The 21,382-nt window shown below is 71.2% G+C and carries 22 protein-coding genes; 14 read left to right on the top strand and 8 right to left on the bottom strand.

The features are described from left to right. The first annotated feature begins 72 nt into the window (after nt 1-72). From G555_RS20190 to G555_RS0114035, 3 genes are all read left to right on the top strand, one after another. Nucleotides 73-1,704, top strand: a complete 1,632-nt coding sequence (locus G555_RS20190) for a hypothetical protein (protein WP_156887575.1) — start codon at nt 73-75, stop codon at nt 1,702-1,704. Nucleotides 1,705-1,750: 46 nt separating this feature from the next. Continuing rightward, entirely contained in the window at nt 1,751-2,488 is a 738-nt protein-coding gene (locus tag G555_RS0114040; RefSeq protein WP_028709351.1) for a pseudouridine synthase, read from the top strand. A gap of 124 nt (nt 2,489-2,612) precedes the next feature. Next, a complete protein-coding gene (locus G555_RS0114035) occupies nt 2,613-3,584 on the top strand; it encodes an FKBP-type peptidyl-prolyl cis-trans isomerase (protein ID WP_051209266.1) in 972 nt (323 codons plus the stop codon). 15 nt (nt 3,585-3,599) lie between these two features. Here the strand turns inward: G555_RS0114035 and gluQRS are convergent, their stop codons facing one another. Further along, nucleotides 3,600-4,517: a tRNA glutamyl-Q(34) synthetase GluQRS gene (gene gluQRS, locus G555_RS0114030; protein WP_245581284.1), complete on the bottom strand. Its 918-nt coding sequence runs from the start codon at nt 4,515-4,517 to the stop codon at nt 3,600-3,602. A gap of 72 nt (nt 4,518-4,589) precedes the next feature. Here gluQRS and G555_RS0114025 point away from each other — a divergent pair, with 72 nt between their 5' ends. The 7 genes from G555_RS0114025 to G555_RS0113995 all read left to right on the top strand — a co-directional run bounded on the left by G555_RS0114025 (nt 4,590) and on the right by G555_RS0113995 (nt 11,572). Beyond that, entirely contained in the window at nt 4,590-5,537 is a 948-nt protein-coding gene (locus G555_RS0114025) for a helix-turn-helix transcriptional regulator (RefSeq protein ID WP_028709348.1), read from the top strand. Continuing rightward, nucleotides 5,534-6,475: a helix-turn-helix transcriptional regulator gene (locus tag G555_RS0114020; RefSeq protein ID WP_028709347.1), complete on the top strand. Its 942-nt coding sequence runs from the start codon at nt 5,534-5,536 to the stop codon at nt 6,473-6,475. Before G555_RS0114025 ends, G555_RS0114020 begins: the two co-directional genes overlap by 4 nt. A gap of 62 nt (nt 6,476-6,537) precedes the next feature. Beyond that, nucleotides 6,538-6,738 (top strand): hypothetical protein, encoded by a 201-nt coding sequence (locus G555_RS0114015; protein ID WP_028709346.1) that lies wholly within the window; start codon nt 6,538-6,540, stop codon nt 6,736-6,738. 35 nt (nt 6,739-6,773) lie between these two features. After that, nucleotides 6,774-7,019 carry a Sec-independent protein translocase subunit TatA/TatB gene (locus G555_RS20185; protein WP_051209263.1) on the top strand — a complete coding sequence of 82 codons (246 nt, stop codon included), beginning with the start codon at nt 6,774-6,776 and terminating at the stop codon, nt 7,017-7,019. A 9-nt stretch (nt 7,020-7,028) separates the two neighbouring features. Next, on the top strand, nt 7,029-7,865 hold the full coding sequence (tatC, locus tag G555_RS20180; RefSeq protein WP_051209260.1) for a twin-arginine translocase subunit TatC: 837 nt from the start codon (nt 7,029-7,031) through the stop codon (nt 7,863-7,865). A 4-nt stretch (nt 7,866-7,869) separates the two neighbouring features. Beyond that, the gene (locus G555_RS0114000; protein WP_028709345.1) at nt 7,870-8,811 is read left to right on the top strand and encodes a diacylglycerol/lipid kinase family protein; all 942 of its coding nucleotides are present in this window, start codon (nt 7,870-7,872) and stop codon (nt 8,809-8,811) included. Between the two features lies 1 nt (nt 8,812). Continuing rightward, nucleotides 8,813-11,572, top strand: a complete 2,760-nt coding sequence (locus G555_RS0113995; protein ID WP_425413850.1) for a DEAD/DEAH box helicase — start codon at nt 8,813-8,815, stop codon at nt 11,570-11,572. Here G555_RS0113995 and G555_RS20175 read toward each other — a convergent pair. The 3 genes from G555_RS20175 to G555_RS0113980 all read right to left on the bottom strand — a co-directional run bounded on the left by G555_RS20175 (nt 11,553) and on the right by G555_RS0113980 (nt 15,571). After that, nucleotides 11,553-12,563 (bottom strand): aldo/keto reductase, encoded by a 1,011-nt coding sequence (locus G555_RS20175; RefSeq protein WP_051209254.1) that lies wholly within the window; start codon nt 12,561-12,563, stop codon nt 11,553-11,555. The two genes, G555_RS0113995 and G555_RS20175, sit on opposite strands and share 20 nt — an antisense overlap. Before the next feature lie 123 nt (nt 12,564-12,686). Continuing rightward, nucleotides 12,687-14,075, bottom strand: a complete 1,389-nt coding sequence (locus G555_RS0113985) for a metallopeptidase TldD-related protein (protein WP_036923145.1) — start codon at nt 14,073-14,075, stop codon at nt 12,687-12,689. Further along, the gene (locus G555_RS0113980) at nt 14,075-15,571 is read right to left on the bottom strand and encodes a TldD/PmbA family protein (RefSeq protein WP_036923143.1); all 1,497 of its coding nucleotides are present in this window, start codon (nt 15,569-15,571) and stop codon (nt 14,075-14,077) included. Before G555_RS0113980 ends, G555_RS0113985 begins: the two co-directional genes overlap by 1 nt. A 77-nt stretch (nt 15,572-15,648) precedes the next feature. On the opposite strand from G555_RS0113980, the gene hisF reads away from it, so the two are divergent. After that, complete coding sequence (gene hisF, locus G555_RS0113975) at nt 15,649-16,413, top strand: imidazole glycerol phosphate synthase subunit HisF (protein WP_028709341.1); 765 nt, start codon at nt 15,649-15,651, stop codon at nt 16,411-16,413. 28 nt (nt 16,414-16,441) lie between these two features. Beyond that, nucleotides 16,442-17,380, top strand: coding sequence for an NAD(P)-dependent oxidoreductase (locus G555_RS0113970; protein ID WP_084635287.1), 939 nt, complete (start codon nt 16,442-16,444; stop codon nt 17,378-17,380). 46 nt (nt 17,381-17,426) lie between these two features. Here G555_RS0113970 and G555_RS0113965 read toward each other — a convergent pair whose 3' ends face one another. Further along, the gene (locus G555_RS0113965; RefSeq protein WP_028709339.1) at nt 17,427-17,726 is read right to left on the bottom strand and encodes a helix-turn-helix transcriptional regulator; all 300 of its coding nucleotides are present in this window, start codon (nt 17,724-17,726) and stop codon (nt 17,427-17,429) included. 61 nt (nt 17,727-17,787) lie between these two features. Here G555_RS0113965 and map point away from each other — a divergent pair, with 61 nt between their 5' ends. Further along, on the top strand, nt 17,788-18,570 hold the full coding sequence (gene map / locus G555_RS0113960) for a type I methionyl aminopeptidase (protein WP_028709338.1): 783 nt from the start codon (nt 17,788-17,790) through the stop codon (nt 18,568-18,570). Between the two features lie 51 nt (nt 18,571-18,621). Here the strand turns inward: map and G555_RS0113955 are convergent, their stop codons facing one another. Next, nucleotides 18,622-19,428, bottom strand: a complete 807-nt coding sequence (locus tag G555_RS0113955; RefSeq protein WP_028709337.1) for a GNAT family N-acetyltransferase — start codon at nt 19,426-19,428, stop codon at nt 18,622-18,624. 62 nt (nt 19,429-19,490) lie between these two features. Between G555_RS0113955 and G555_RS0113950 the strand changes: the two genes are divergently transcribed. Further along, the gene (locus G555_RS0113950; protein ID WP_028709336.1) at nt 19,491-19,772 is read left to right on the top strand and encodes an acylphosphatase; all 282 of its coding nucleotides are present in this window, start codon (nt 19,491-19,493) and stop codon (nt 19,770-19,772) included. A gap of 13 nt (nt 19,773-19,785) precedes the next feature. Here G555_RS0113950 and G555_RS21450 read toward each other — a convergent pair whose 3' ends face one another. Beyond that, on the bottom strand, nt 19,786-20,664 hold the full coding sequence (locus G555_RS21450; RefSeq protein WP_028709335.1) for a hypothetical protein: 879 nt from the start codon (nt 20,662-20,664) through the stop codon (nt 19,786-19,788). A gap of 121 nt (nt 20,665-20,785) precedes the next feature. Beyond that, nucleotides 20,786-21,328 (bottom strand): menaquinone-dependent protoporphyrinogen IX dehydrogenase, encoded by a 543-nt coding sequence (gene hemG / locus G555_RS0113940; protein WP_028709334.1) that lies wholly within the window; start codon nt 21,326-21,328, stop codon nt 20,786-20,788. Nucleotides 21,329-21,382 lie beyond the last annotated feature (54 nt).

Raw genomic sequence — 21,382 nt, 5'->3', positions numbered from 1 at the left:
GCGAGGCGATTCTGGGACGGATGCGAGCCGGCCCCCACCGAGAGCACAGCGGGGCGGCGTAGCTTCGCGCCCGTGACCGGGTCACCTGCCTCCTCGCTCGCGTCCGACCGAACCCGGCGGGAGCGGGGAGGCGGAGCGGCGCGCCGCGGGGATCGCGAGGCGGGCAGGAACGCCTCCGCCCGTCGGGGCTGGCGCGCCGAGGTGGCGTGGCTCGTTCTTTCCACGGCGCTCGCCTGCGGGGCGGTCGCGATGCTCGCGCAGAGCGACCGGGCGTGGCTGCTGTTCTACGACGGAGACTCGGTGCTTCCCACGCTCGTCGCCGGCTCGCTGCAGTCCGGGCAGGCTCAGGACTGGATCTTCTCGCCGGTGCTGTTCTTCCCCGAACTGGCGGTCTACCTGGCGGTCGGCGCACTGGGCCTGGGGATCCACCCGACGATCCTCATCGTCGCGGTCGTCAACCTCCTGCTGGTGTCGGCCTGCCTGCGCCTCGCCGTCCGCATCGTCCTGCCCGACCTGTCGCCCCCTGTCCAGGTCGCCGGCTCGCTGCTGGGGTTCGGGACGCTCGCGGTCTTCGTCTGCCTCGATCGAACCCGGAGCCACAACGACCTCGAACTCGCGTCGCTCGTCACCACCTCGACGTACTACGCGTCCACCGTCGTCGCGCTGCTGGTCACGCTGGCCCTGGTGGCGGCCCTCGCGGACGCCGAGGGGCGCCGCGTCGTCGTCCTCGCGGTCGTCCTCGGCCTGCTGGCGGCCGGTGCCGTCCTCGTGAATCCCCTGTACGCCCTGTGGTCCGTCGCCCCGGTCGTCGCCGCCGCCGGAACGCTCGTGCTGGCCGGGCGGGAGCACCTGCGGCGGGCCGCCGGGATCGCGGCGAGCCTGATCGTCGGCTGTGCCGCCGGGCTGCTCGGCCGAGTGCCCTTCTCCGGCCTCACGGGCGGCACCGCGCAGACCTACCTGCACTCGACCCCGTGGCGCGCGATCCGCTTCTACGGGGGCCGTGTGCTGCAACGGCTTGCCGGGACGTCGGGCTGGATCGCCGTCGCGCTGTACGCGGCATGCCTGGCGTCGGTCGTGGCCCTGCTCCTGTGGAGTCGGCGGACCGGCCGGCCCGCGGCGCTGGCGCTCAGCGCCACCGTCGTGGCGACACTCGTCATCACGCCCGCGTGGAACCTCACCGGAGTGAACCTCGCGGCGCGGTATCTCCAGCCGATCCTGTTCGCGACGCTGCCCGTCGCCGCGTGCGTCGCTGCGCTCGCCCTCGCACGGATCGACGGCGTGCTCGCCCGGGCGCTTCCTCTGACGGCGGGGGTGACCGCCGTCGGCGTGCTCGCCGCGTCCGGGCTCGCTGTGGCGTCGGCGGCGCGGACGGCCATGGTCGACGACTCCGTGGACTGCGTCGTGGAGTGGGTGGACGCATCGGGCCGCGCGGGCGCGGGCACGTTCTGGACGATCCGGCCGATCAAGGCGTACCTGGTCGACCCCTCGCGGCTCGTCCAGGTGCGAACCGACTTCCGTCCTCACGCCTGGCTCGTCAACAGCTCCGACTACGACGTCCCGGTGAGCTTCGTCGTGACGACGACAGGGGAGAAGCCGTCGATCCCGGACGCGCTCGCCACGGGCCCGTCCGTCACGATCGACTGCGGGCGCTACACGATCACCGACTACGCGCCGCGTACGTACACCGTCACCGTGTCGCGCTGAGCCGTGCTGCCGAGGACCGCGTCCGAAGAGGTGCGATGATGCCTGCATGGAACAACCGACGGGAGTCCGGCTGCAGAAGGTGCTCGCCGAAGCGGGGATCGCCTCACGCCGCGCGAGCGAGATCCTCATCGCCGAGGGCAGGGTCGAGGTGAACGGGAAGCTCGTCACCGAGCAGGGGCGGCGCGTCGACCCCATGGCCGACGTCATCCGCGTGGACGGCTCCCGGGTCCCGCCGCCGCAGCGACACCTGTACCTGGTCCTCAACAAGCCACGGGGGGTCGTCTCGACCATGTCCGACCCCGAGGGGCGGCGTGCGATCGGCGATCTGCTCGGCAAGCACCGCCACGAGAGGCTGTTCCATGTCGGGCGGCTCGACGCCGACACCGAGGGCCTGCTGCTGCTGACCAACGACGGCGAGTTCGGGCACCGGCTGGCACATCCGTCGTACGAGGTGACCAAGACCTACCTCGCCCAGGTGGAGGGGCTGCTGACGGCCAAGACCGTGCGGCGCCTGGAGAAGGGCGTGACGCTCGAGGACGGCCCGGTCCGGCCCGACCAGGTGCGCGTCGTGGAGAAGTCCGCGCACCGGACGCTCGTCCGCGTCGTCCTGCACGAGGGGCGAAACCGGATCGTGCGGCGCATGTTCGACGCGGTCGGGCATCCGGTCGCACGCCTGTCGCGGATCGCCATCGGCCCCGTCCGGCTGGGCACCCTCAAGGAAGGCGCGACGCGCCCGCTCACCCGGGAAGAGCTCGGCGCCCTCATGGATCTCGTGGGCCTGTGAGCTCCCGCCGCCCGGCGGATACGCCCCCGCCGGCCCGGGGCACGCGGCATCCACTTCCTGTGGGTTGTGCCCACAGACCCCACCGGTGCGATTCTCGCCTGCGGCGTCCGGTACCCTCGAACGCGTGTCGAAAGCTCGCGCCGTCCTGATCGCCGGTCTGATCCCGCTCGCGCTGTCCCTCGCGGCCTGCGCATCGCCCAGCCCCAGCCCCACCGGAACGACCGGGACGACGGCCGGGACGACGCCGACCGCATCGGCGGTGGCCACAGCGAAGGACCTGAGCAGCATCACGGTGAAGGGAGACGTCGGCGCGACGCCGACGGTCACCTTCGCGAAGCCCTTCTACGTCGGCGAGACCATGGTGAAGGTGCTCAAGGCCGGCACAGGGCGGAAGGTCCCCGCCAACGGGATCGTGAAGATCAACTACTACGGCGTCAACGGCCGGGACGGCACGGTCTTCGACGAGTCGTTCTCGGGGGGCACGCCCGCCGAGTTCGCGATCGACCAGGTGATCACCGGCTTCAAGACGGGCCTGCTCGGGCAGCAGGTCGGCAGCCGGATCCTCATCGGCATCCCCGGCAAGGACGGCTACGACGCGAACGGCGGCTCGTCCGACGGCAGCATCCAGACCGGCGACACGATCCTGTTCGTCGTGGACATCCTCGACACCTCCTACGAGGTCGCGTCCGGGACGGCCGTCACCCCGAAGGAGGGCCTGCCGACCGTGACGTTCGCCGACGGGAAGCCCACCATCACCATCCCCGACGCCGACCCGCCGGCGACCCTGCAGGTACAGACGCTCATCACCGGGGACGGGGCCAAGCTGACGTCGTCCTCGACGGTCCTCGTGAAGTACACCGGCGTGTCCTGGAAGACCAAGGAAGTCGTCGAGGAGAACTGGACGACCGGTGAGACCTCCGCGCTCAGCAGCCTCATCAGCGGGTGGCAGCAGGGGCTGCCGGGGCAGACCGTCGGTTCGCGCGTCCTGCTGGTCATCCCGCCCGGGCTCGCCTACCCGACCGGTCGTCGCGCCCCGAAGGTCGAGGCGGGCGACACGCTCGTCTACGTGATCGACATCCTGTACGCGGCCGGCTGAGCGCCGCGGCGCGTCTCAACCGACGGCGTCGCCGGGCTGCGGGGGGCGCACCACCCACGGGGAGCGGGGGAGTGCGGCGGGGTCGAACCGCTCCGCGAGAACCTCCACCGTGACGGACTCCCCCGGAGCGGCCAGCCCCAGCGACTCCGCGATCCACGACAGGACGGCGGCCGGCGCGATACCCAGCCGGCCCAGATCCGCGAGGCTCACCGCACCGTCACGCTTGGCGAGCCGGACCCCTTCGGTGTTGACCGCGAGCGGGACGTGGGCATACTCCGGCGGCGTCCCGCCGAGCCGTAGCGCCAGCCAGGCCTGGCGCGGGGAGGAACTGAGCAGGTCGTCGCCCCGCACCACCTGATCCACACCCTGCGCGAGGTCGTCGACGACCACGGCCAGGTTGTACGCGGCGACGCCGTCGTTGCGGACGAGGACGAAGTCGTCCACCGTGCCCGTGACCTCGCCCGCGTACAGGTCGCGGATCGTCTGCACAACCCCGCGCGCCCGAACCCGGAGGGCCGGGGGGCGCGCCGCCCGGCGCCTCGCGCGCTCGGCGGGGGTGAGCGTCGCACAGGTCCCGGGATAGGGGCGGTGCCCGTCGGCGTGCGGCGCTCCGGCCGCCTCGGCGATCTCGCGCCGCGTGCAGAAGCACTCGTACACGTCGCCGCCGAGCCGGGCGACGGCCGCGCCGTAGGCGTCGCGTCGTGACGACTGCCACCACACGTCCCCGTCGAAGCGCAGCCCGAGGGCGGCGAGGTCGGCCACCTGCCGGTTCGCCACGCCGTGCGCCGCCGCGACCCGCTGCTGGTCGAGATCCTCCACGCGCAGCACGCATTCGCGGCTCGTCGTGCGGGCGAACAACCAGGCCAGCAGGGCGGTGCGGAGGTTGCCCGCGTGCAGGTCGGACGTCGGGCTGGGCGCGAATCTGCCTGCCACGTGTCCCTCCCCGATGCGCCTGTGGACCGACTCGTGTGATGGTAACGTCACCGCCGAGGGCAGGGGGTGTTCGTGGCGAGAGCGAAGTCCGAGAGAATCCTGAACCTGACCCTCTATCTGCTCAGCGCAGGCCGGTACGTCGGGCGCGACCGGATCCGCGAGGGCGTCGAAGGATACGCGGGGCTCTCCGACGAGGCCTTCGAGCGGGCGTTCGAGCGGGACAAGGACGAACTGCGCTCCCTCGGCGTGCCGATCCAGACAGGGAGCAACTCGTCGCTGTTCGACGACGAGGTCGGCTACCGCATCGCGCGCAGCGAGTTCGAACTCCCGCCGATCTCGTTCACCGCCGCCGAGGCGCAGATCCTCGCGATCGCGGCCCACGTGTGGGAGCAGGCGGCGATGGCGGATTCGACGGTGGCCGCGGTGGCCAAGCTGCGAGCCGCCGGCGTCGAGGTCGACGCGGACCGCATCGCCGCCCTCGCGCCGACCATGACCGCGCACGAGCCCGCGTTCCTGCCGCTGTGGCGCGCCACGGCGACGCGCCGTCGGGTGCGCTTCGCGTACAAGGGCCCCGGCCGAGTGCGCACCGTGGAGTCGTGGCGCATCCTCAGTCGCAACGGCGCCTGGTACGTGGTCGGGCGGGACGTCGACAAAGGCCAGCCCCGGATGTTCCGGCTGTCGCGGATCTCCTCCGACGTGACGATCACCGCCGTCACGTACACCGTCCCCGAGGATGTCGACCTGGACGCGCTGACCGCGCGGTTCGCGCCCGATGCGCCCGTCGCCGAGGCCGTGCTGGCGATCCGGCCCGGACGCGCTCCCGCCGTGCGCAGGCAGGGCACGCGTGCCACCGACATCGCCGCGCCGGCCGGGTACGACCCATACCGCGTCCCCTTCGCCGATCTCGAACAGTTCGCGGGGATTCTCCGATCGGACGGCGCCGACGTCCTCGTCCTCGAACCGGCGCCGCTCCGCGAGGCCGTGCTGGCGGGGCTGCGGCGCGTCGCGGGGGCGGCATGACCTCCCAGGAGCAGGTGCGCCGCATTCTGGCGCTGACCCCGTATCTGCTGCAGCACCCAGGCGTGGCGGTCGCGGAGGTCGCACGGGTCTTCGGCGTCACCGCCCGTCAGGTGAGGTCCGACCTCGAAGTGCTGTGGATGGTCGGCCCCGGCCCGGGGCTGCTCACCGAGATCGACATGGACGCCCTCGACAGCGAGGGCGTGATCCACCTCTCGAACGCGTCGTTCCTCGCCCGCCCGATGCGGTTCACCCCCGACGAGGCGCTCAGCCTGTCCGTCGCGCTGCGAACCGTCCGGGAACTCGCCGCCGGGGAACAGGCGGCCGTGGTCGACGCCGCCATCGCGAAGCTGAGCGGCGCCGCGCCGGCCGCCGACGAGATCGTGCAGGTCGTCCTCGCAAGCGGCCGCGAGGACGTCCGCGATGCTCTGAACGCGGCGATCGAGAACGGACAGGCCGTGCGCCTGGTGTACGACGGCGCGCGGCGGGGGAGCACGACCGAGCCCGTCGTGGACCCTGCCCAGCTCTACACGCGGGACGGCGTCGGGTACCTGCGGGCATGGAGCCACGATGCCGGAGCCTGGCGTACCTACCGGCTCGACCGGATCGCCGAGGCGACGCCGACAGGCCGGCCGGTGGGCGCACATCCCGAACCACCCGCCGACGACACCGACTGGCTGGCGCGGGGCACGACCGTCACCTTGATGCTCGACCGGCCCGCGCGCTGGGTCGCCGAGTACTATCCGGTCCGGTCCGTGGCCGAGACGCCCGGTGGGCTGCGTGTCGAGTTGTCGGTGCTGGACCAGGGCTGGCTGGATGCGCTCCTGCTGCGACTGGGCGGCGACGCGACGGTCGTCGAGGACGATGCGGCGGCGGCCGTGCGGGAGGCCGCGCGGGCCGCCCTCGCCGCCTACGCCGGGGCCGGCCTCGCCGGATCGTGATCCCCCCGGGCGGGTCTTCCGGGACGGTCGGAACGTCCGGCGGATGGACTAGTGTCGTCCCCATGATGTGGGCATTGATCTTCGGAGGCATCGCCGTCGCCGGCGTGATCATGCTCGTCATGTACGGGATCTGGCTGTGGCACAAGGCATCGGATCTCATGTTCGAGCTGCAGCGCCTGGGCGTGCAGGCCGAGGAGTTGTCGACGCTGCTGGAGCAGATCGAGTTCGACCGGCTGGAACGGCCCGAGGCCTACCACGGTTAGACTTGGCAGGGGTTTCTTCGAGGAGGGTGCGCAGAATGGGTTTGCCGGGGGGCATGGAGTGGGTGATCATCGCCCTCGTCGCGTTGCTGATCTTCGGCGGCACCGCGGGTGCGCGACTGGCCGGGCTCGGCAAGGGCGCGGGCAGGGCCATCCGCGAGTTCAAGGAGGAGACCCAGGGCTTGAGCGCCAAGGACGCCAAGGAGAAGGCCGAGCAGGCCGGCACCGAGGCCGCTCCCAAGGCTGTCGAGGCCGAGCCGCCCTCCGAGAAGCCGAACGACTGATCGAGTTCCGTGGCACGCAAGAGGTTCAGCCTCGCGTGGCTCAAGCCGCCGCCGGTACCGCCCGACGGCGTCATGTCGCTGAGCGATCATCTCCGCGAGCTGCGATACCGGCTCGTTGCGGCGATCGTCTCGATCATCCTCGGCATGATCGTCATGGCCTTCTTCTACCAGCCGTTGTACGCGTTGCTGCTGCAGCCGTGGTCGACGGCGGTCGAAGCCCTGCGCGTGTCGCGCCCCGACATCTCCACCTCGGTCGTCAACATCGGCATCGTGGCGCCCTTCGCCCTCGCCATGCGCGTCACGGCCGCCGCGGGGATCGTCCTGTCCAGCCCGTTCTGGCTGTATCAGGTGTGGGCGTTCGTCATGCCGGGCCTGAAGCAGAACGAGAAGAAGGCAGCGCTGTTGTTCATCGGTGCGGCGGTGCCGTTGTTCCTCGCCGGGATCGTCGTCGGATACCTGATCCTGCCGCAGGGGATCGCCGTCATGCTGACCTTCACCCCCGACTCGGTGGAGGTCACCAACATGCTCGACATCAACTCGTTCCTCGTGATGCTGCTGCAACTGATGCTGGCCTCCGGCGTGGCGTTCCTGCTGCCGGTCTTCCTCGTCGGGCTGAACCTCGCCGGCGTGGTGAAGGGGGCCTCTCTCGGCAAGTTCCGCGCCTATGCGGTCTTCGGCTGCTTCGTCTTCGGAGCGGTGGTCACGCCGTCGACCGATCCGTTCTCGATGAGCGCGATCGCCGTCCCGATGGCCGTCCTGTACATCGCCGCCGAGGTCGTCTGCCGCTCGCTCGACAAGAGGAAAGCCAAGCGGCTGGCCGAATCCGACCTGCTTGTGGAACTCTGAGCGCGTGCTGACGAGCTACAACGGGCCGACCCTGACTCTTGTCGTCAACCCGACCGCCGGGCGCGGTCGGGCTCAGCGGCTGCTGCCACGCGTGGCGACCCAGCTTCTGACCCAGATCCCGGGTGCGCAGCTCCGGGTGTTCCAGACGTCCAGCTACGACGAGGCCCGGCTCCGCTGCATCAGCACGGTCGCCCACGCCCGGCCCCGGATCGAGGGGCACCGGCCCGACGCGCTGCTCGTGATGGGCGGCGACGGGATGATGCACCTCGGGCTCAACGCCGCGGCCGAGACCGACGTCCCCGTGGGCCTGATCCCGGCCGGCAGCGGCAACGACTTCTGTCGCGGGCTGGGCGTCCCGGCGGACCCTCTCGGCGCCACCAAGGTCGTCGTGCAGGGACGCACGCAGCGGATCGACCTCACCGAGGCGCAGGGGCCGCTCGTGGGCGGGGCGGAGCGCCGGTTCGTCGGCGCGGTGGTCTCGACAGGCTACGACGGGCGGGTGAACCGGCGGGCCAACAGCGTGAGCATGAACCTCGGCCCGCTGTCGTACGGGTATGCGGCGCTGGCCGAGACCCGTCATTGGGAGCCGTTGCCGTACCGGCTGATGATCGACGGTCACCCCCGGTCGATCCCGGCCATGTTCGTCGCCGTCGGAAACGCGGGCGTCTTCGGCGGCGGTATGCGCATCTGCCCCAGCGCCGACGTCGCCGACGGGCTGCTCGACATCACGATCGTGCACCCCGTCAGCCGGATGACCCTGGTGCGGCTGCTGCCGTCGATGTACGACGGCACGTTCGTGAAGGATCCGTGCGTGGAGCGGCTGCGTGCTCGCGAGGTGCTCGTCGACGGCGAGGGCCTGTACGGCATGGCCGACGGCGAGGAGCTCGGCAACGTGCCGCTCCGGTTGCGCGCGGTTCCTCGTGCGCTCACCGTGTATGTTCCCTGACGTGCCCGATCTGCCTGCCGAGAGCCCGGAGCTGCGCGCGTTCGCAGCAGGCTACGACTTCCCGCTCGACCCCTACCAGGTCGAGGCGTGCCGGTACGTCGAGGCGGGGTCGGGGGTCCTGGTCGCGGCACCGACCGGCGCGGGCAAGACGGTGGTGGGGGAGTTCGCGGTGCACCTCGCCCTCGGCGGCGGACGCAAGTGCTTCTACACGACGCCGATCAAGGCGCTGTCCAACCAGAAACACCGCGACCTGGTCGCCCGGTACGGATCCGACAGGGTCGGGCTGCTGACCGGCGACACGACCGTCAACTCCGAGGCGTCCGTCGTCGTCATGACGACCGAGGTGCTGCGGAACATGATCTACGCCGGAAGCCCGACCCTGCGGAATCTCGGCTATGTCGTGATGGACGAGGTGCACTACCTCGCCGACCGGTTCCGCGGAGCGGTGTGGGAGGAGGTCATCCTGGGTCTGGCGCCCGACGTCCAGCTCGTATCCCTGTCGGCGACCGTCAGCAACGCCGAGGAGTTCGGCGACTGGCTGAACGAAGTGCGTGGCGACGTCAGGGTCGTGCTGTCCGAACGCCGCCCCGTGCCGCTCTTCCAGCACGTCATCGCGGGCAGGCGGCTCTACGACCTGTTCGCGGGCGAGGGCGTCGCACAGACGGAGGTGAATCCCGAGCTGGTGCGGATCGCCAAGCAGGAGGCGCGCGGGGTCCGCGACGATGCACGACGTCCGCGTGGCCGCAGCGGCAAGGGGATGACGCACACCAGGTACGGATCGGGCAGCTTCGGCGGTGCAGCGGCCCGCGACCGGCAGGAGCGGTCGCGCTCCCTGGTCCCGCGCCGGTCCGACGTCGTTCGGGAACTCGACGCGGCCGGTCTTCTTCCGGCCATCTACTTCATCTTCTCCCGGCAGGGATGCGACGCGGCCGTCCGGCACCTGTTGGGCGACCGGCTCCGGCTCACCACGCGGGCCGAGGCCGCCCAGCTCGACGAGATCGCCCGACGGCACGCAGGGGGGCTCAACCCGGCCGATCTCGCCGCGCTGCACTACGACGAGTTCGCCGACGCGCTGCGGGCAGGCATCGCGGCGCACCACGCCGGTCTGCTGCCCGCGTTCAAGGAGTGCGTCGAGGAGGCCTTCGGCAAGGGGCTGGTCAAGGTCGTGTTCGCGACCGAGACGCTGGCCCTCGGCATCAACATGCCCGCCCGGTCCGTCGTCCTCGAGCGGCTCGTGAAGTACAACGGCGAGACCCACGCCGACATCACCCCCGGGGAGTACACGCAGCTCACGGGGCGGGCCGGACGCCGCGGCATCGACGTCGAGGGTCACGCCGTCGTGTGCTGGCAGCCCGGGCTCGACCCGCGGGCCCTGGCCGGGCTCGCGTCGCGGCGGACCTACCCGCTGAGGTCGTCCTTCACCCCGACCTACAACATGGCCGTGAACCTGGTGGGCTCGGCGGGCCGGGAACGGGCACGGCTGCTGCTGGAGCAGTCCTTCGCGCAGTTCCAGTCCGACGCGTCGATCGTGGGCGTCTCGCGGACGGTCGCCACGAACCGTCGGCTCATCGCCGAGCACCTGGCGCAAGCGGCCTGCGACCGTGGCGACTTCGCCGAGTACGCACGGCTGCGATCGGAGCTGGGAGCCGTGGAGACGGCCGCCGCCCGGCAGCGCAAGGCCGACCGGCGAGCCGAGGCGCACGATGTGCTGCTCGGTCTCAAGCCGGGGGACATCCTGTTCGTCCCCGGCGGTCGGCGGGCCGGATGGGTGGTGGTCATCGATCCGGGCGACGCCTCCGACAGGCAGGGGCCGAAACCGCTCGTGCTGACCGCGGACCGCCAGGTCAAGCGACTCACCCCCGACGACTTCCCGACCCCGGGCGCGGTCGCCGGTCGCGTGCGCATCCCCAAGCACTTCGACCCGCGCCGGCCCGATGCCCGCCGCAGCCTGCAGGCGGCCTTTCGCAGCCGGCTCGCCGAACTCGACCCGCAGCCGGAGCGCTACGAACCCGCCGCGATGGACGCGGCGGCACGCGCCCGCGTCGTCGAGCTGCGCGCCGCTCTCGCCGCGCACCCGTGCGCCGACTGCCCCGACCGCGAGAACCACGCCCGATGGGCGGAGCAGGCATTGCGCATCGAGCGGGAGACCGATCGCCTGCAGGCGCAGATCGACCGGCGCACCAACACCATCGGGGTGAGGTTCGACAGGATCTGCGGCGTCCTCGAATCGCTCGGCTACCTCGACGGAAACCGCGTCACCGACAGCGGGCGCGTCCTCGCCCGCCTGTACACGGAACTGGATCTCGTGACGGCGGAGTGCCTCCGAGGACGGCTGCTCGACGCGTTGGACGCCCCGCAGGTGGCCGCCGTCCTGTCCAGTCTGGTCTACGAGTCCCGTGCGGGCGACGGCGCACCGCGTCGCATGCCCGATCGCGCCAGCGAGGCCGTCCAGTCGGCGGTCCGGCGCGTGTGGCGCGACGTCGCCGACGTCGAGCGGGACTTCAAGGTCGACAAGGGACGCGACCCCGACATCGGCTTCGCGGAGGCCGCGTTCGCCTGGTGTGCCGGACGGCCGCTGACCGAGGTGCTGGATCTGTCGGGTCTCACGGCCGGCGACTTCGTGCGCTGGGCACGCCAGGTCATCGACTTCGCGGGCCAGGTCGCCGTCGCCGCAGCCGGGACCGACCTGCAGGCGACGTGCCGGGAGGTCGTGTACCGGATGCGGCGCGGCGTGGTCGACGTCAGCGCAGCCGGCGACTGAGCCAGTAGGGGTTGGGGTCGGACGTCGCGAAGCCCGTGTACGAACCCGCGTGGAGGCCGGGGATCTCGTCGAGGGCGTCCAGGTCGGCGCTCGTCGGCTCCCAGGACGCCGCCTCGATGTTCACCGCGATCTGCTCGGGACGGCTCACACCCGAGATGACCGAGGCGACCATCGGCTGGGCGGCGAGGCCGGAGATCGCGAGGGTGAGCAGGGGGATCCCGCGTTCCTCGGCGTAGGCCGCCAGCGCCTCGACCTTGTCGAAATCGGCACCGGTGAGCTTCTTCGCCTGGCTGGGATGGGCGAGTCGGCTGCCCTCGGGGGCGGCCTCGCCGCGCCGGTACTTGCCGGTCAGCAGGCCTGCCGCGAGCGGATAGTACGGCAGGACGCCCATCCCGGCCGCTGCGCAGGCGGGGGTGAGCTCGAGCTGCGCGGATCGGTTGTACAGCGAGTACTCGTTCTGCGCGGACACGAACCCTTCGATGCCGAGTTCGCGAGCCGCCCAGTGCGCCTCGGTGACCTGCCACGCGGAGAAGTTCGAGCACCCGATGTAGCGGACCTTGCCCTCGTCGACGAGCGCGGCCATCGCCCGCAACGTCTCGGCGATCGGCGTGCCCGGGTCGGGGCGGTGGATCTGGTACAGGTCGATGTAGTCGGTGCCCAGGCGGCGCAGGCTCGCCTCGACGGCGCGGCGGATGAAGCGCCGGGACCCGATCGCGTCCCAGGGCTCCCCGGGGGCCTGGGTGAGCCCGAACTTGGTCGCCAGGATCACGTGCTCGCGACGGCTGCCGAGAGCGTTGCCGAGGAACTCCTCGCTCCGCCCGTCGGCGTAGAGGTCGGCGGTGTCGAAGAGATTGATGCCCTGGTCGATGGCGGCCGAGACGATCTCGGTGGTGGTCGCCTGGTCGACGCGCGCCCCGAAGGCGTTCGTGCCGACACCCACCTTCGAGACCATCAGGCCGCTGTGCCCGAGCGGTCGATAGGAAAGCGTCATGATCTCAACCTAGCGCGGTCCCTCCCCGTCGCGGCCCGTCGTCGCGAAGGTCCGCACAAGTGCAGACGGCGCGTTCGGGCCGCCGCCCCGACCGCGTCGTGGGCGGCGGGGCTCCCGCGTCGCTCAGGTGGCCTGCGAGACGGTCGACATGTTGAAGTCGGGGATGCGCAGCGCCGGCGCGACCGTCCACAGGAAGTAGTCGTTCCATTCCCGGCACAGAGTGCGTTCGGCCACGGAGGCCTGGGTCGCGCGTCGCAGCAGGCCGATCGGAGACTCGTTGAACCGGAAGTTGTTGACCTCCGCCACCACCTCGCCGTCCTCGATGAGATACACGCCGTCACGGGTCAGGCCGGTGAGGAGGAGCGTCTCGGGATCGACCTCGCGGATGTACCACAGGCAGGTCAGCAGCAGCCCGCGCTCGGTGGCGGCGATCATGTCGGCGAGCGTGTCCTCGCTGCCGGTGTCGATGACGAGGTTCTCGCTGGGGAACGCCCACGGCGTCGTCTCCCCGGATGCACGGTGACCTGCGCGGGTGCGGACGAGGCGTTCCAGCGTCCCGCCCCGGATCCACTCGACGCGGTCGACCGGGGCTCCGTTGTCCCAGACAGAGACCATGCCGTCGCTGGAGGCCGGGACGACGGCGAAGTCGGCCAGCTCCATGCCGGGCTCGTGCGGGTCGCTGGCCATCGTGACGGGCAGCACCGCGAGTCGTTCGCCGATCCGGTTGGACCCGGTCCGCGGTCCGGCGTAGACGTTGCGTCCCTCGTCGGCGTCGCGTCCGTTCATCGCCCAGTACGCGTCGAGCATCAGGTCGGCCACGGCCGACGGGGGCAGCAGCGTCTCGTAACGTCCCGGCGGCAGGGAGATCCTGCGACGCGACCACTCCAGCCGGCGCAGCGCCTCGGCCACGAGGGATCCGACCCGGACGTCGGTGAAGTCGCGCGTCGCGGCGCCGACCCAGGCCGAGCCGCCGGTGGCGGAGTCCTTCACATTGAGCTCGAACCGTCCTGCCGGCTGGACATGGCGGCGCCGCGTGCCCGTGCTCGTCGCCAGCCAGGTCGTCGTCAGCCGGTGCTCGGCGAACCCGAAGAAGGCCTGGCTCTCACGGGCTGCGCCGAAGGCGACTCCGAGGTCCGCGGCGATGCCGGCCAGCACCTCGATGCCCGCCTGCTCCGCCGGATGGGGGGCGGCGAAGCCGGCGTCGGCGCGCCCGGCGGGCAGCGTCCCTGGTTGTTCCCGGGGTGCCTTCGCGAGACCGTCGGTGGCGCGCGCCACGAGGTCGAGCAGCGCCTCCCGGAACGGGAGCGGACCGCTGACGACGGCGGTCGCGGCTTCGTCGCCCGTGACGTCGTAGGCGATGACGGTCGCCGTCCTGTCGTGCATCTGCCCGTTGGTCGTGAGCGAGTTGTGCGCCCAGCGAAGATTGGCCTCGGAGGTCTCGGTGACGATGACGGTGAGTTCGCTGCTGCGCTGCGCGGAGAACGCGTCCTCGATCCAGCTTGCGACGGGCATCACTGGCCTCCCTCGGCGACGGTGTTGAGGATGTTGATGCCGCGGAACAAGGCGGCCGGCGACCCGTGGCTGACGGCCGCCTCCTGGCCCGGCTGGCCCTTCCCGCAGTTGATGGCGCCGGCCAGCAGGTACGTCTGCGGCCCGCCGACGGCCTCCATCGACCCCCAGAAGTCGGTCGTGGTCGCCTGGTAGGCCACATCGCGGACCTGCCCGGCAAGACGCCCGTTGCGGATGCGGTGGAAGCGCTGGCCCGTGAACTGGAAGTTGTAGCGCTGCATGTCGATCGACCAGGACTTGTCGCCCTCGACGAGGATCCCGTCGTCCACGCGGGAAATGAGCTCCGCCAGCCCCGGGCCGTCGGGTGCGGGCTCCAGGCTGACGTTCGGCATCCGCTGGAGCGGGATGTGGCCGGGCGAGTCGGCGTAGGCGCAGCCGTTGGAGCGGCCAAGGCCCCGTTCGGCGGCCATCTGCCGGTTGAGCTGGTACCCGACGAGCACGCCGTCGCGGACGATGTCGAACCGCTGGGCGGCCACGCCCTCGTCGTCCCATGCGACGGTCGCCATCCCGTGCTCGGTGGTCCGGTCCCCGGTGACGTTCATCGCTGCGGACCCGTACTGCAGGCTGCCGAGCTTGTCGACCGTCGCGAACGACGTGCCCGCGTACGCCGCCTCATAGCCGAGGGCCCTGTCGAGCTCGGTGGCGTGGGCAACCGATTCGTGGATCGTGAGCCACAGGTTGGTGGGGGCGATGACCAGATCGGTCGGGCCGGGCTCGACGCTCGGGGCGGCGACGTGCGCGGCGAGATGGTCGCCGAGCTCGGCGATCTCGGCATCGAAGTCCCAGGCGGTGCCGGTCAGGTACTCCCACCCACGGCCTGTCGGGGGTGCGAGGGTACGCATCGAGGAGAACCCGTCGGCTGTGACCGAGACGGCCTCGAAGGCGGGATAGATGCGACCCCTCTGCTGGCGGACGTCCGTGCCCGTGGTGTCGACGTAGGCCGTCGTCTCCTGGACGTAGACGAGCATGGTCCGGGTGTGCGTGACGGAGGGGTGGGCCAGCAGCCGTTCGGAGAGGTCGCGCAGCCTGCCCAGGCGCTCGGTCTCGTCGACGGTGAACGGATCGATCTCGGAGGGCGCCGCCCAGTCGCCCGTGTGCATGGGCTCGGGCGCGAGCTCGACCGGTCTCGGGGTCAGCGCAGCGGCCACCCTCGCCGTCGCGACCGCCTGCTCGGCGAGGGCGGCGGCCGCGTCGGCGGTGAGTGTGATGCCGGAGGCGAATCCCCACGCGCCGCCGTGCACGACACGGACCGCCAGGCCCAGGACGCTGTCGTCGCCGGCCCTGTCCAGTTCGAGGTCACGCAGCATCCGTCGCCCGACCCGTTTGCGGTGGACGCGGACGTCGGCGTGGGCCGCCCCCAGGTCGGTCGCGCGCTGAAGCGCCACGGCGGCCAGGTCGGCGATCGGCAGGGCGAGGAACGACTCGTCGATCGAGGTCATGATCGCACTGTAGCCATCGCCGGCCGCCCGGCCCCGATTCGAGTGACCCCGTGCGGGTATCCGGCTAGGGTCGGGGCATGAGCGTCGCTGTACGGGTGATCCCCTGCCTGGATGTCCACGCAGGACGGGTGGTCAAGGGCGTCAACTTCTTGAACCTGCGCGATGCGGGCGATCCTGTCGAACTCGCGTCCCGGTACAGCGCCGAGGGAGCCGACGAGGTCACGTTCCTCGACATCTCCGCCTCCGCGGAGGGGCGCGACACGACGCGCGACATGGTGCGGCGCACGGCCGAGTCCGTCTTCATCCCGCTGTGCGTCGGCGGTGGCGTCGGCTCCGTCGCCGATGTCGACCTGCTGCTGCGCAGCGGCGCCGACAAGGTGAGCATCAACACGGGCGCGATCCGGCGCCCGGAGGTCGTCGACGAGATCGCGGCACGGTTCGGCAACCAGGTGCTGGTGCTGTCCCTCGATGCGCGCCGCGAGCAGGGCCACCCCTCCGGTTTCGGCGTCACCACGCACGGCGGTCGCCGGGCGGCGGGGCTGGACGCGCTCGCATGGGTGAAGGAGGCCGTGGATCGCGGAGCCGGTGAGGTTCTGCTCAACTCGATGGACGCGGACGGGACCACGGCCGGCTTCGACATCGAGATGATCGAGGCGGTGCGTGCCGTCGTGGACGTTCCCATCGTCGCCTCGGGCGGAGCGGGCACCGCCGCCGACTTCGTCGCGGCCGCGCAGGCGGGGGCCGATGCGGTCCTCGCCGCGAGCGTGTTCCACTACGGCACGCTCGGCATTCCTGAGGTCAAGGCGGCCATGGCCGCCGCCGGGATCGAGGTCCGCCGCTGAGCGGGCCGGAGTGAGAGGAGAACAGCGCATGAGCAAGGTGGCCTGTATCCCGTTCTCGTCGCGCGAGGAGGCCGAGGTGTTCCTCGGCCCGTTGCCGGCGGAGGTCGAGTACGTCTTCTGGCCGTCCCCCGATGCTCCGTTCCCGGATGCGTCGCTCGGCCGGATCACGTTCTTCGCGCCCCTGAACAAGGCCGGAACCGCCGGGGCGTGGGTGCCCAGGGTGCCGTCGATGCCGCGTCTGGAGGTGCTGCAGCTCGGCTCGGCCGGGTTCGAGCACGCGCTGCCCGTGCGACGCCCGGGCCTCGCGATCTGCAACGCGGCCGGTGTTCACGATGCCGCCACTGCCGAGACCGCCGTCCTGCTGACCCTCGCGTTGCTGCGCGACCTGCCGGGATTCCAGGCATCCCAGAACGCTCACCAGTGGAACTGGCATCGCACCCCGGGCCTGGCCGGGAAGAGCGTCCTCATCTTCGGCTACGGCAGGATCGGGGCGGCCATCGAGGCGCGCCTGGCCGGGTTCGAGCCTGCCCGCGTCGTCCGTGTGGCGCGGCGGCCCCGCACCGACCCGGTCGTGCATCCGGCATCCGAACTCGCCGAGCTGCTGCCGCAGGCCGACGTCGTCATCCTGCAGTGCCCGTCGACGCCGGAGACGGACGGGCTGTTCGACGCCGGGATGCTCGCGCTGCTGAAGGACGGCGCGGTGCTCGTGAACACCGCGCGGGGCTCGGTGGTCGATACCGGCGCGTTGCTCGCCGAGTTGGCGTCAGGACGGGTGTCGGCGGGTCTCGACGTGGTGGATCCCGAGCCGCTTCCTCCCGAACACCCCTTGTGGGACGCTCCCAATGCGATCGTCCTGCCGCATGTGGGGAGCACGACCGATATCGAGTTCGTGCACTATCACCGTCTGCTGCGTGACCAGGTGCGCCGCTACGCCGACGGGGAGGCCCTGGCCAATGTCGTGGCGTGAGGAGACCGGAGCCGCGCGCGGCGTCGGCACCGGTTCCCGCCTCGGCCTAGGACGCCAGGCGTTCGCGCGCAGGGCGGTCTGAACCCGCCTGCCGGGCCGGGTCGGGCCTGCTGATCTCGGCCCAGAGGTCGTCGAGGGAGAGATCGAGAACAGCGGCGATCGCCGCGATGGTCGGAAAGGCGGGGGTGGCCACGCGCCCCGACTCGATCTTCCGAAGGGTCTCCGGGGACACGCCGGCGTCCAGCGCGGTGTCCAGCATCGAACGGTTCCCCCTCGCCCGGCGGAGGAGGGCGCCGAGACGGCGGCCGCGTTCGATCTCTGCGGGACTGAGTGGCAACCTGACCATGGCTGGGATTCTAGTACCGGTATAACATGGCCGGGATAGTTATTGGCATGAGAGGGGCCACATGATCGAGATCCTGAACGCCACCGGACTGGCACATGCGAGGGACACCGGCGCCCTGGTCGGCGGCATCCTGCAAACGCTGCGGAGTCGCTGCGAGGTGGGGGTGAACCTTCTGGACATCGACCGATGGACCCACGACCTGATCGTCGAGGCCGGGGCCCGCTCCTGCTATGTCGACTACGAGCCTTCCTTCGGGCGGGGGCCGTTCGGGCACTACATCTGCACGTCGGTCAACGACGCCGTGCTCCACGGGCTCCCGCACGACTATGCCCTCGCCGACGGAGACCTCCTGACGCTCGACTTCGCCATCGCCCGCTCCGGAGTCGTCGCGGACTCCGCCATCAGCTTCATCGTGGGCGATGCGACCTCTCCCGAGAGCACCGCGATGATCAGCGCGACCGAGCGCGCATTGGCAGCCGGGATCGCCGCAGCCGGACCGGGCGCTCGCATCGGTGACATCTCCCATGCCATCGGCTCGGTCCTCGACGAGGCGGGCTACCCGATCAACACCGAGTTCGGCGGACACGGCCTCGGATCGACGATGCACCAGGACCCGCACATCCCGAACACGGGGCGACCCGGTCGCGGGTACAGACTGCGCCCCGGACTGCTCCTGGCGCTGGAACCATGGATCATGGCCGACACCGCCGAACTCGTCACCGATGCCGACGGCTGGACGCTCCGAAGCGCGACAGGCTGCCGGACCGCGCACAGTGAGCACACGATCGCCGTGACAGACGACGGGGTCGAGATTCTCACCCTTCCGGGGCGGGTGCAGCCGTGAGCGGGCACACGGCGGAGACAGCGCCGGGAGGACGCCCGCCACGGGCAGATCCTAGGCCGTCCACACGTACGGCGTGGTGGTGGTGATCGCCAGCAGACCGGAGCGTTCCAGGATCGGGCGGCTGGCCGGGGTGCACTCCGCGTAGACGTGGGTGGCGCCCATGGCCAGCGCCGACCGCGCGCGGGCGGCCGTCAGTGCCCGGTACAGGCCGTGGTGCCGCCAGGACGGATCGACCGCGCCGCCCCACAGTCCGGCGAACCGGGTGCCCGGCGGCAGGCTCAGGCGCGCCGCCCCGACGACGCGCCGGTCGCCGGTCTCCACGATCCACACCTCGTTGCGCTCCGGCGCGGTGGTGAGCGCGGCGAGGACGTCGGCGTCCAGATCGGGAGAGCCGGGGCCGAAGACGTTCTTGTGCAGGACGCCCACGGCGCGTACCTCCGCCGCGAGTCCGGGCCCGGGCGTCAGGCGGCGCACGGTGACCTCCGGGCCGAGCCGGACGTCCCCCGCCGGCCTGTGCGCGGCCCCGGCCATGACCGTCTCGATCGGCTCGGGACTCAGTCCGGCCGCGAGGAGCCGATCCTCCAGATCGGCCGGAGCGTCGTGACCGCGCGTCTTCCACTCGAATCGCCGTACCTCGGGCGTGGCTCGGAAATGGGCGATCGCCGCCCCGATGAGCGTGTCGACGGCGCCGCCTGTGGCGCCGTCGAGGTCGCGGTACGAGACGAACCCGCGCGTCCCGAACCGTCCCAGCCACAGGGGGCCGATGCGGGCGACATCGGTGGCGCCGTCCACCTCCGCGCTGCAGCGCACCTGCTCGTCGTGTTCTCGCAGCAGCCGGCCGCGCACATCCTCGGTCACCGGGTCATCGTCGCATCGCCCGACCGCGCCCCGCAGCAGGTTTTCTGAGGCAGGATAGTGTCATGACCAGGCAGGTTGTCGCCCGCTCGGTCGTCGTTCACGGGCTCGTCCAAGGTGTCGGATTCCGGTGGTCGGCGCTGAATGCCGCCACCGATCTCGGACTGACGGGATGGGTCAGCAACGAGTTCGACGGTACGGTGCGGTGCCTCGTTCAAGGCGCACCCGAACGGGTCGCGCGAATGCTCACATGGTTGGAGCACGGTCCCCGGTACGCGCAGGTCACCGATGTCGAGGTGGCCGAGGTCGAACCGGAGCGGATGCGATCCTTCGAAGTGCGCGGCTGAACCGCGCGCGCACTCAGGAGGCCGCGTCGGCGACCTCGTCGCGCAGTTCACGCGCGATCGAGTCGTCGGCAGGGGTGTCGCGCACGTAGGCGATGATGACCACATTGCCGTAGGCCACCGCGACGGCGTGCGTCGTGCCGGAGCCGCTGCTGAAGTCGGTGTTGAGGTAGCTGCCGCCCTCCAGCGTGCCGGATCCCCGATCGCTGCAGTGAGCCGTGACATCGGCGAACGCACCGGCGGCGGCGGCCGGTGTGAGGTAGCGGCCCGCGTTGATGTTGCCCTCGGTCGTCTCGCTGATGATCAGGTCCGAGGCGCCGAGCACGACGTCGATGAGGATCTGCTCGCAGGCATTGGACCGCGGCGTGGGAGAGTTGGCGCTCGTCCAGCGGTCGGTGACCGTCGCGCCCTGGAAGGTCTCGCCGAGCTCGTAGATGCCGTCGAACTGTGTCAGGGTGAGCGTCGGCCCGGCATCGACCTCCTCGGTTGTCGTCGTCGTCGACGACACCGGCGGCGACGGGTCGGCGACTCGCGACCTGTTCCACAGCACGGCGAACACGGCGCCCAGGGCGAGCACGAGGACGAGGACTCCGATGCCGATCAGAAGCGGCGTACGGGACCGCTTGGCCGGCGCGGGAGGCTGCTGCGGCGGCACCCCGAAACCCTGCTGCGCGGGCGAGCCGGGCGGTGGACCGTACGGTCCGGGCTGCTGCGGAGCCGGGGCCGGCGGCTGCCAGGCGCCGGGGGGAGGTGCGACCGGTGCCCCGTTGTCGGTGTAGAAGACCCAGCCGGCCGGGGCCGCGCCCCAGGACGGGTCCGGTTGCCAGCCGGCGGGCGGGACGAATCCGGCGGGGGGCGCGGGCCAGGCGGGCGGGGTGTGGAACATCACGGCCATGGGTGCGTCTCCTCGTCCGTTCCGGAGTCCCGGGAATCGGGTGCGCACAGCGTAATCCCTTGCCCCCGCGCGCGTCACCGTCCGGTGCTCGTCCACGCCGTGGGAGGCGGGCCGACCACCCTCAGGACGACGGGCCGGACACCGCCGCCGCGAAACGGTGCGCGAACTCGTCCACCTTGTCCCAGTCGGTGTAGTCGATGTGGACGGTGGGGTCGGTGGGCTTGCCCGTCTGCTTCATGATGAGCTGGATGAGCCACCGGTCCACGGGGTTGTAGGCCGGATAGTTCAACTCGCCGGCGAACACCTCCCGCACCGTCGGGCGCCACGGGGTCGCCGCAAGGAACTTCGAGGTGTACGCGTTGGTGTCGACGGTGTCCTTGCCGGGTTTGGTCGCGACGAGATTCACGCCGAAGAACGCCGTGGGGTGGGAGTTCAGGAAGTCCGCGTTGCGGGCCGCGAACGACTTCAGCGCGGGTGTGAAGTATCCGTATCGGATGGAGGCGCCGACCACGACGGCGTCGACATCGTCGAGCGGGATGGAGCGATGCCGTGCCAGGTCCCCGACCGTGACAGCCATGCCCGCCTCGGTCAGGCGTTCCGCGATCCGCTCCGCCATGCGCAACGTGTGCCCGAATCGACTGGACTGGAGGATGAGGACATTCACGGTCGCTCCTTCGCGTGACCACGACCCGATGTCGGGCCCACGGCGCGTAATCCT

Origin of the sequence: Propionicicella superfundia DSM 22317 (assembly GCF_000423465.1) — a bacterium.
GTDB classification, from domain to species: Bacteria; Actinomycetota; Actinomycetes; order Propionibacteriales; family Propionibacteriaceae; genus Propionicicella; species Propionicicella superfundia.
This window is presented reverse-complemented; position numbering and strand designations above follow the sequence as displayed.

Bases quoted from the DNA above. Each gene is read 5' to 3' on its own strand.
- G555_RS0114040 (WP_028709351.1), top strand. From the start codon at position 1,751: ATGGAACAACCGACGGGAGTCCGGCTGCAGAAGGTGCTCGCCGAAGCG.
- G555_RS0113950 (WP_028709336.1), top strand. From the start codon at position 19,491: ATGACCAGGCAGGTTGTCGCCCGCTCGGTCGTCGTTCACGGGCTCGTC.
- hisF (WP_028709341.1), top strand. From the start codon at position 15,649: ATGAGCGTCGCTGTACGGGTGATCCCCTGCCTGGATGTCCACGCAGGA.
- G555_RS21450 (WP_028709335.1), bottom strand. From the start codon at position 20,664: ATGGCCGTGATGTTCCACACCCCGCCCGCCTGGCCCGCGCCCCCCGCC.
- G555_RS0114020 (WP_028709347.1), top strand. From the start codon at position 5,534: ATGACCTCCCAGGAGCAGGTGCGCCGCATTCTGGCGCTGACCCCGTAT.
- map (WP_028709338.1), top strand. From the start codon at position 17,788: ATGATCGAGATCCTGAACGCCACCGGACTGGCACATGCGAGGGACACC.
- G555_RS0113965 (WP_028709339.1), bottom strand. From the start codon at position 17,726: ATGGTCAGGTTGCCACTCAGTCCCGCAGAGATCGAACGCGGCCGCCGT.
- G555_RS0114015 (WP_028709346.1), top strand. From the start codon at position 6,538: ATGATGTGGGCATTGATCTTCGGAGGCATCGCCGTCGCCGGCGTGATC.
- G555_RS20175 (WP_051209254.1), bottom strand. From the start codon at position 12,563: ATGACGCTTTCCTATCGACCGCTCGGGCACAGCGGCCTGATGGTCTCG.
- G555_RS20185 (WP_051209263.1), top strand. From the start codon at position 6,774: ATGGGTTTGCCGGGGGGCATGGAGTGGGTGATCATCGCCCTCGTCGCG.
- G555_RS0113970 (WP_084635287.1), top strand. From the start codon at position 16,442: ATGAGCAAGGTGGCCTGTATCCCGTTCTCGTCGCGCGAGGAGGCCGAG.
- G555_RS0113980 (WP_036923143.1), bottom strand. From the start codon at position 15,571: ATGACCTCGATCGACGAGTCGTTCCTCGCCCTGCCGATCGCCGACCTG.
- G555_RS0113985 (WP_036923145.1), bottom strand. From the start codon at position 14,075: ATGCCCGTCGCAAGCTGGATCGAGGACGCGTTCTCCGCGCAGCGCAGC.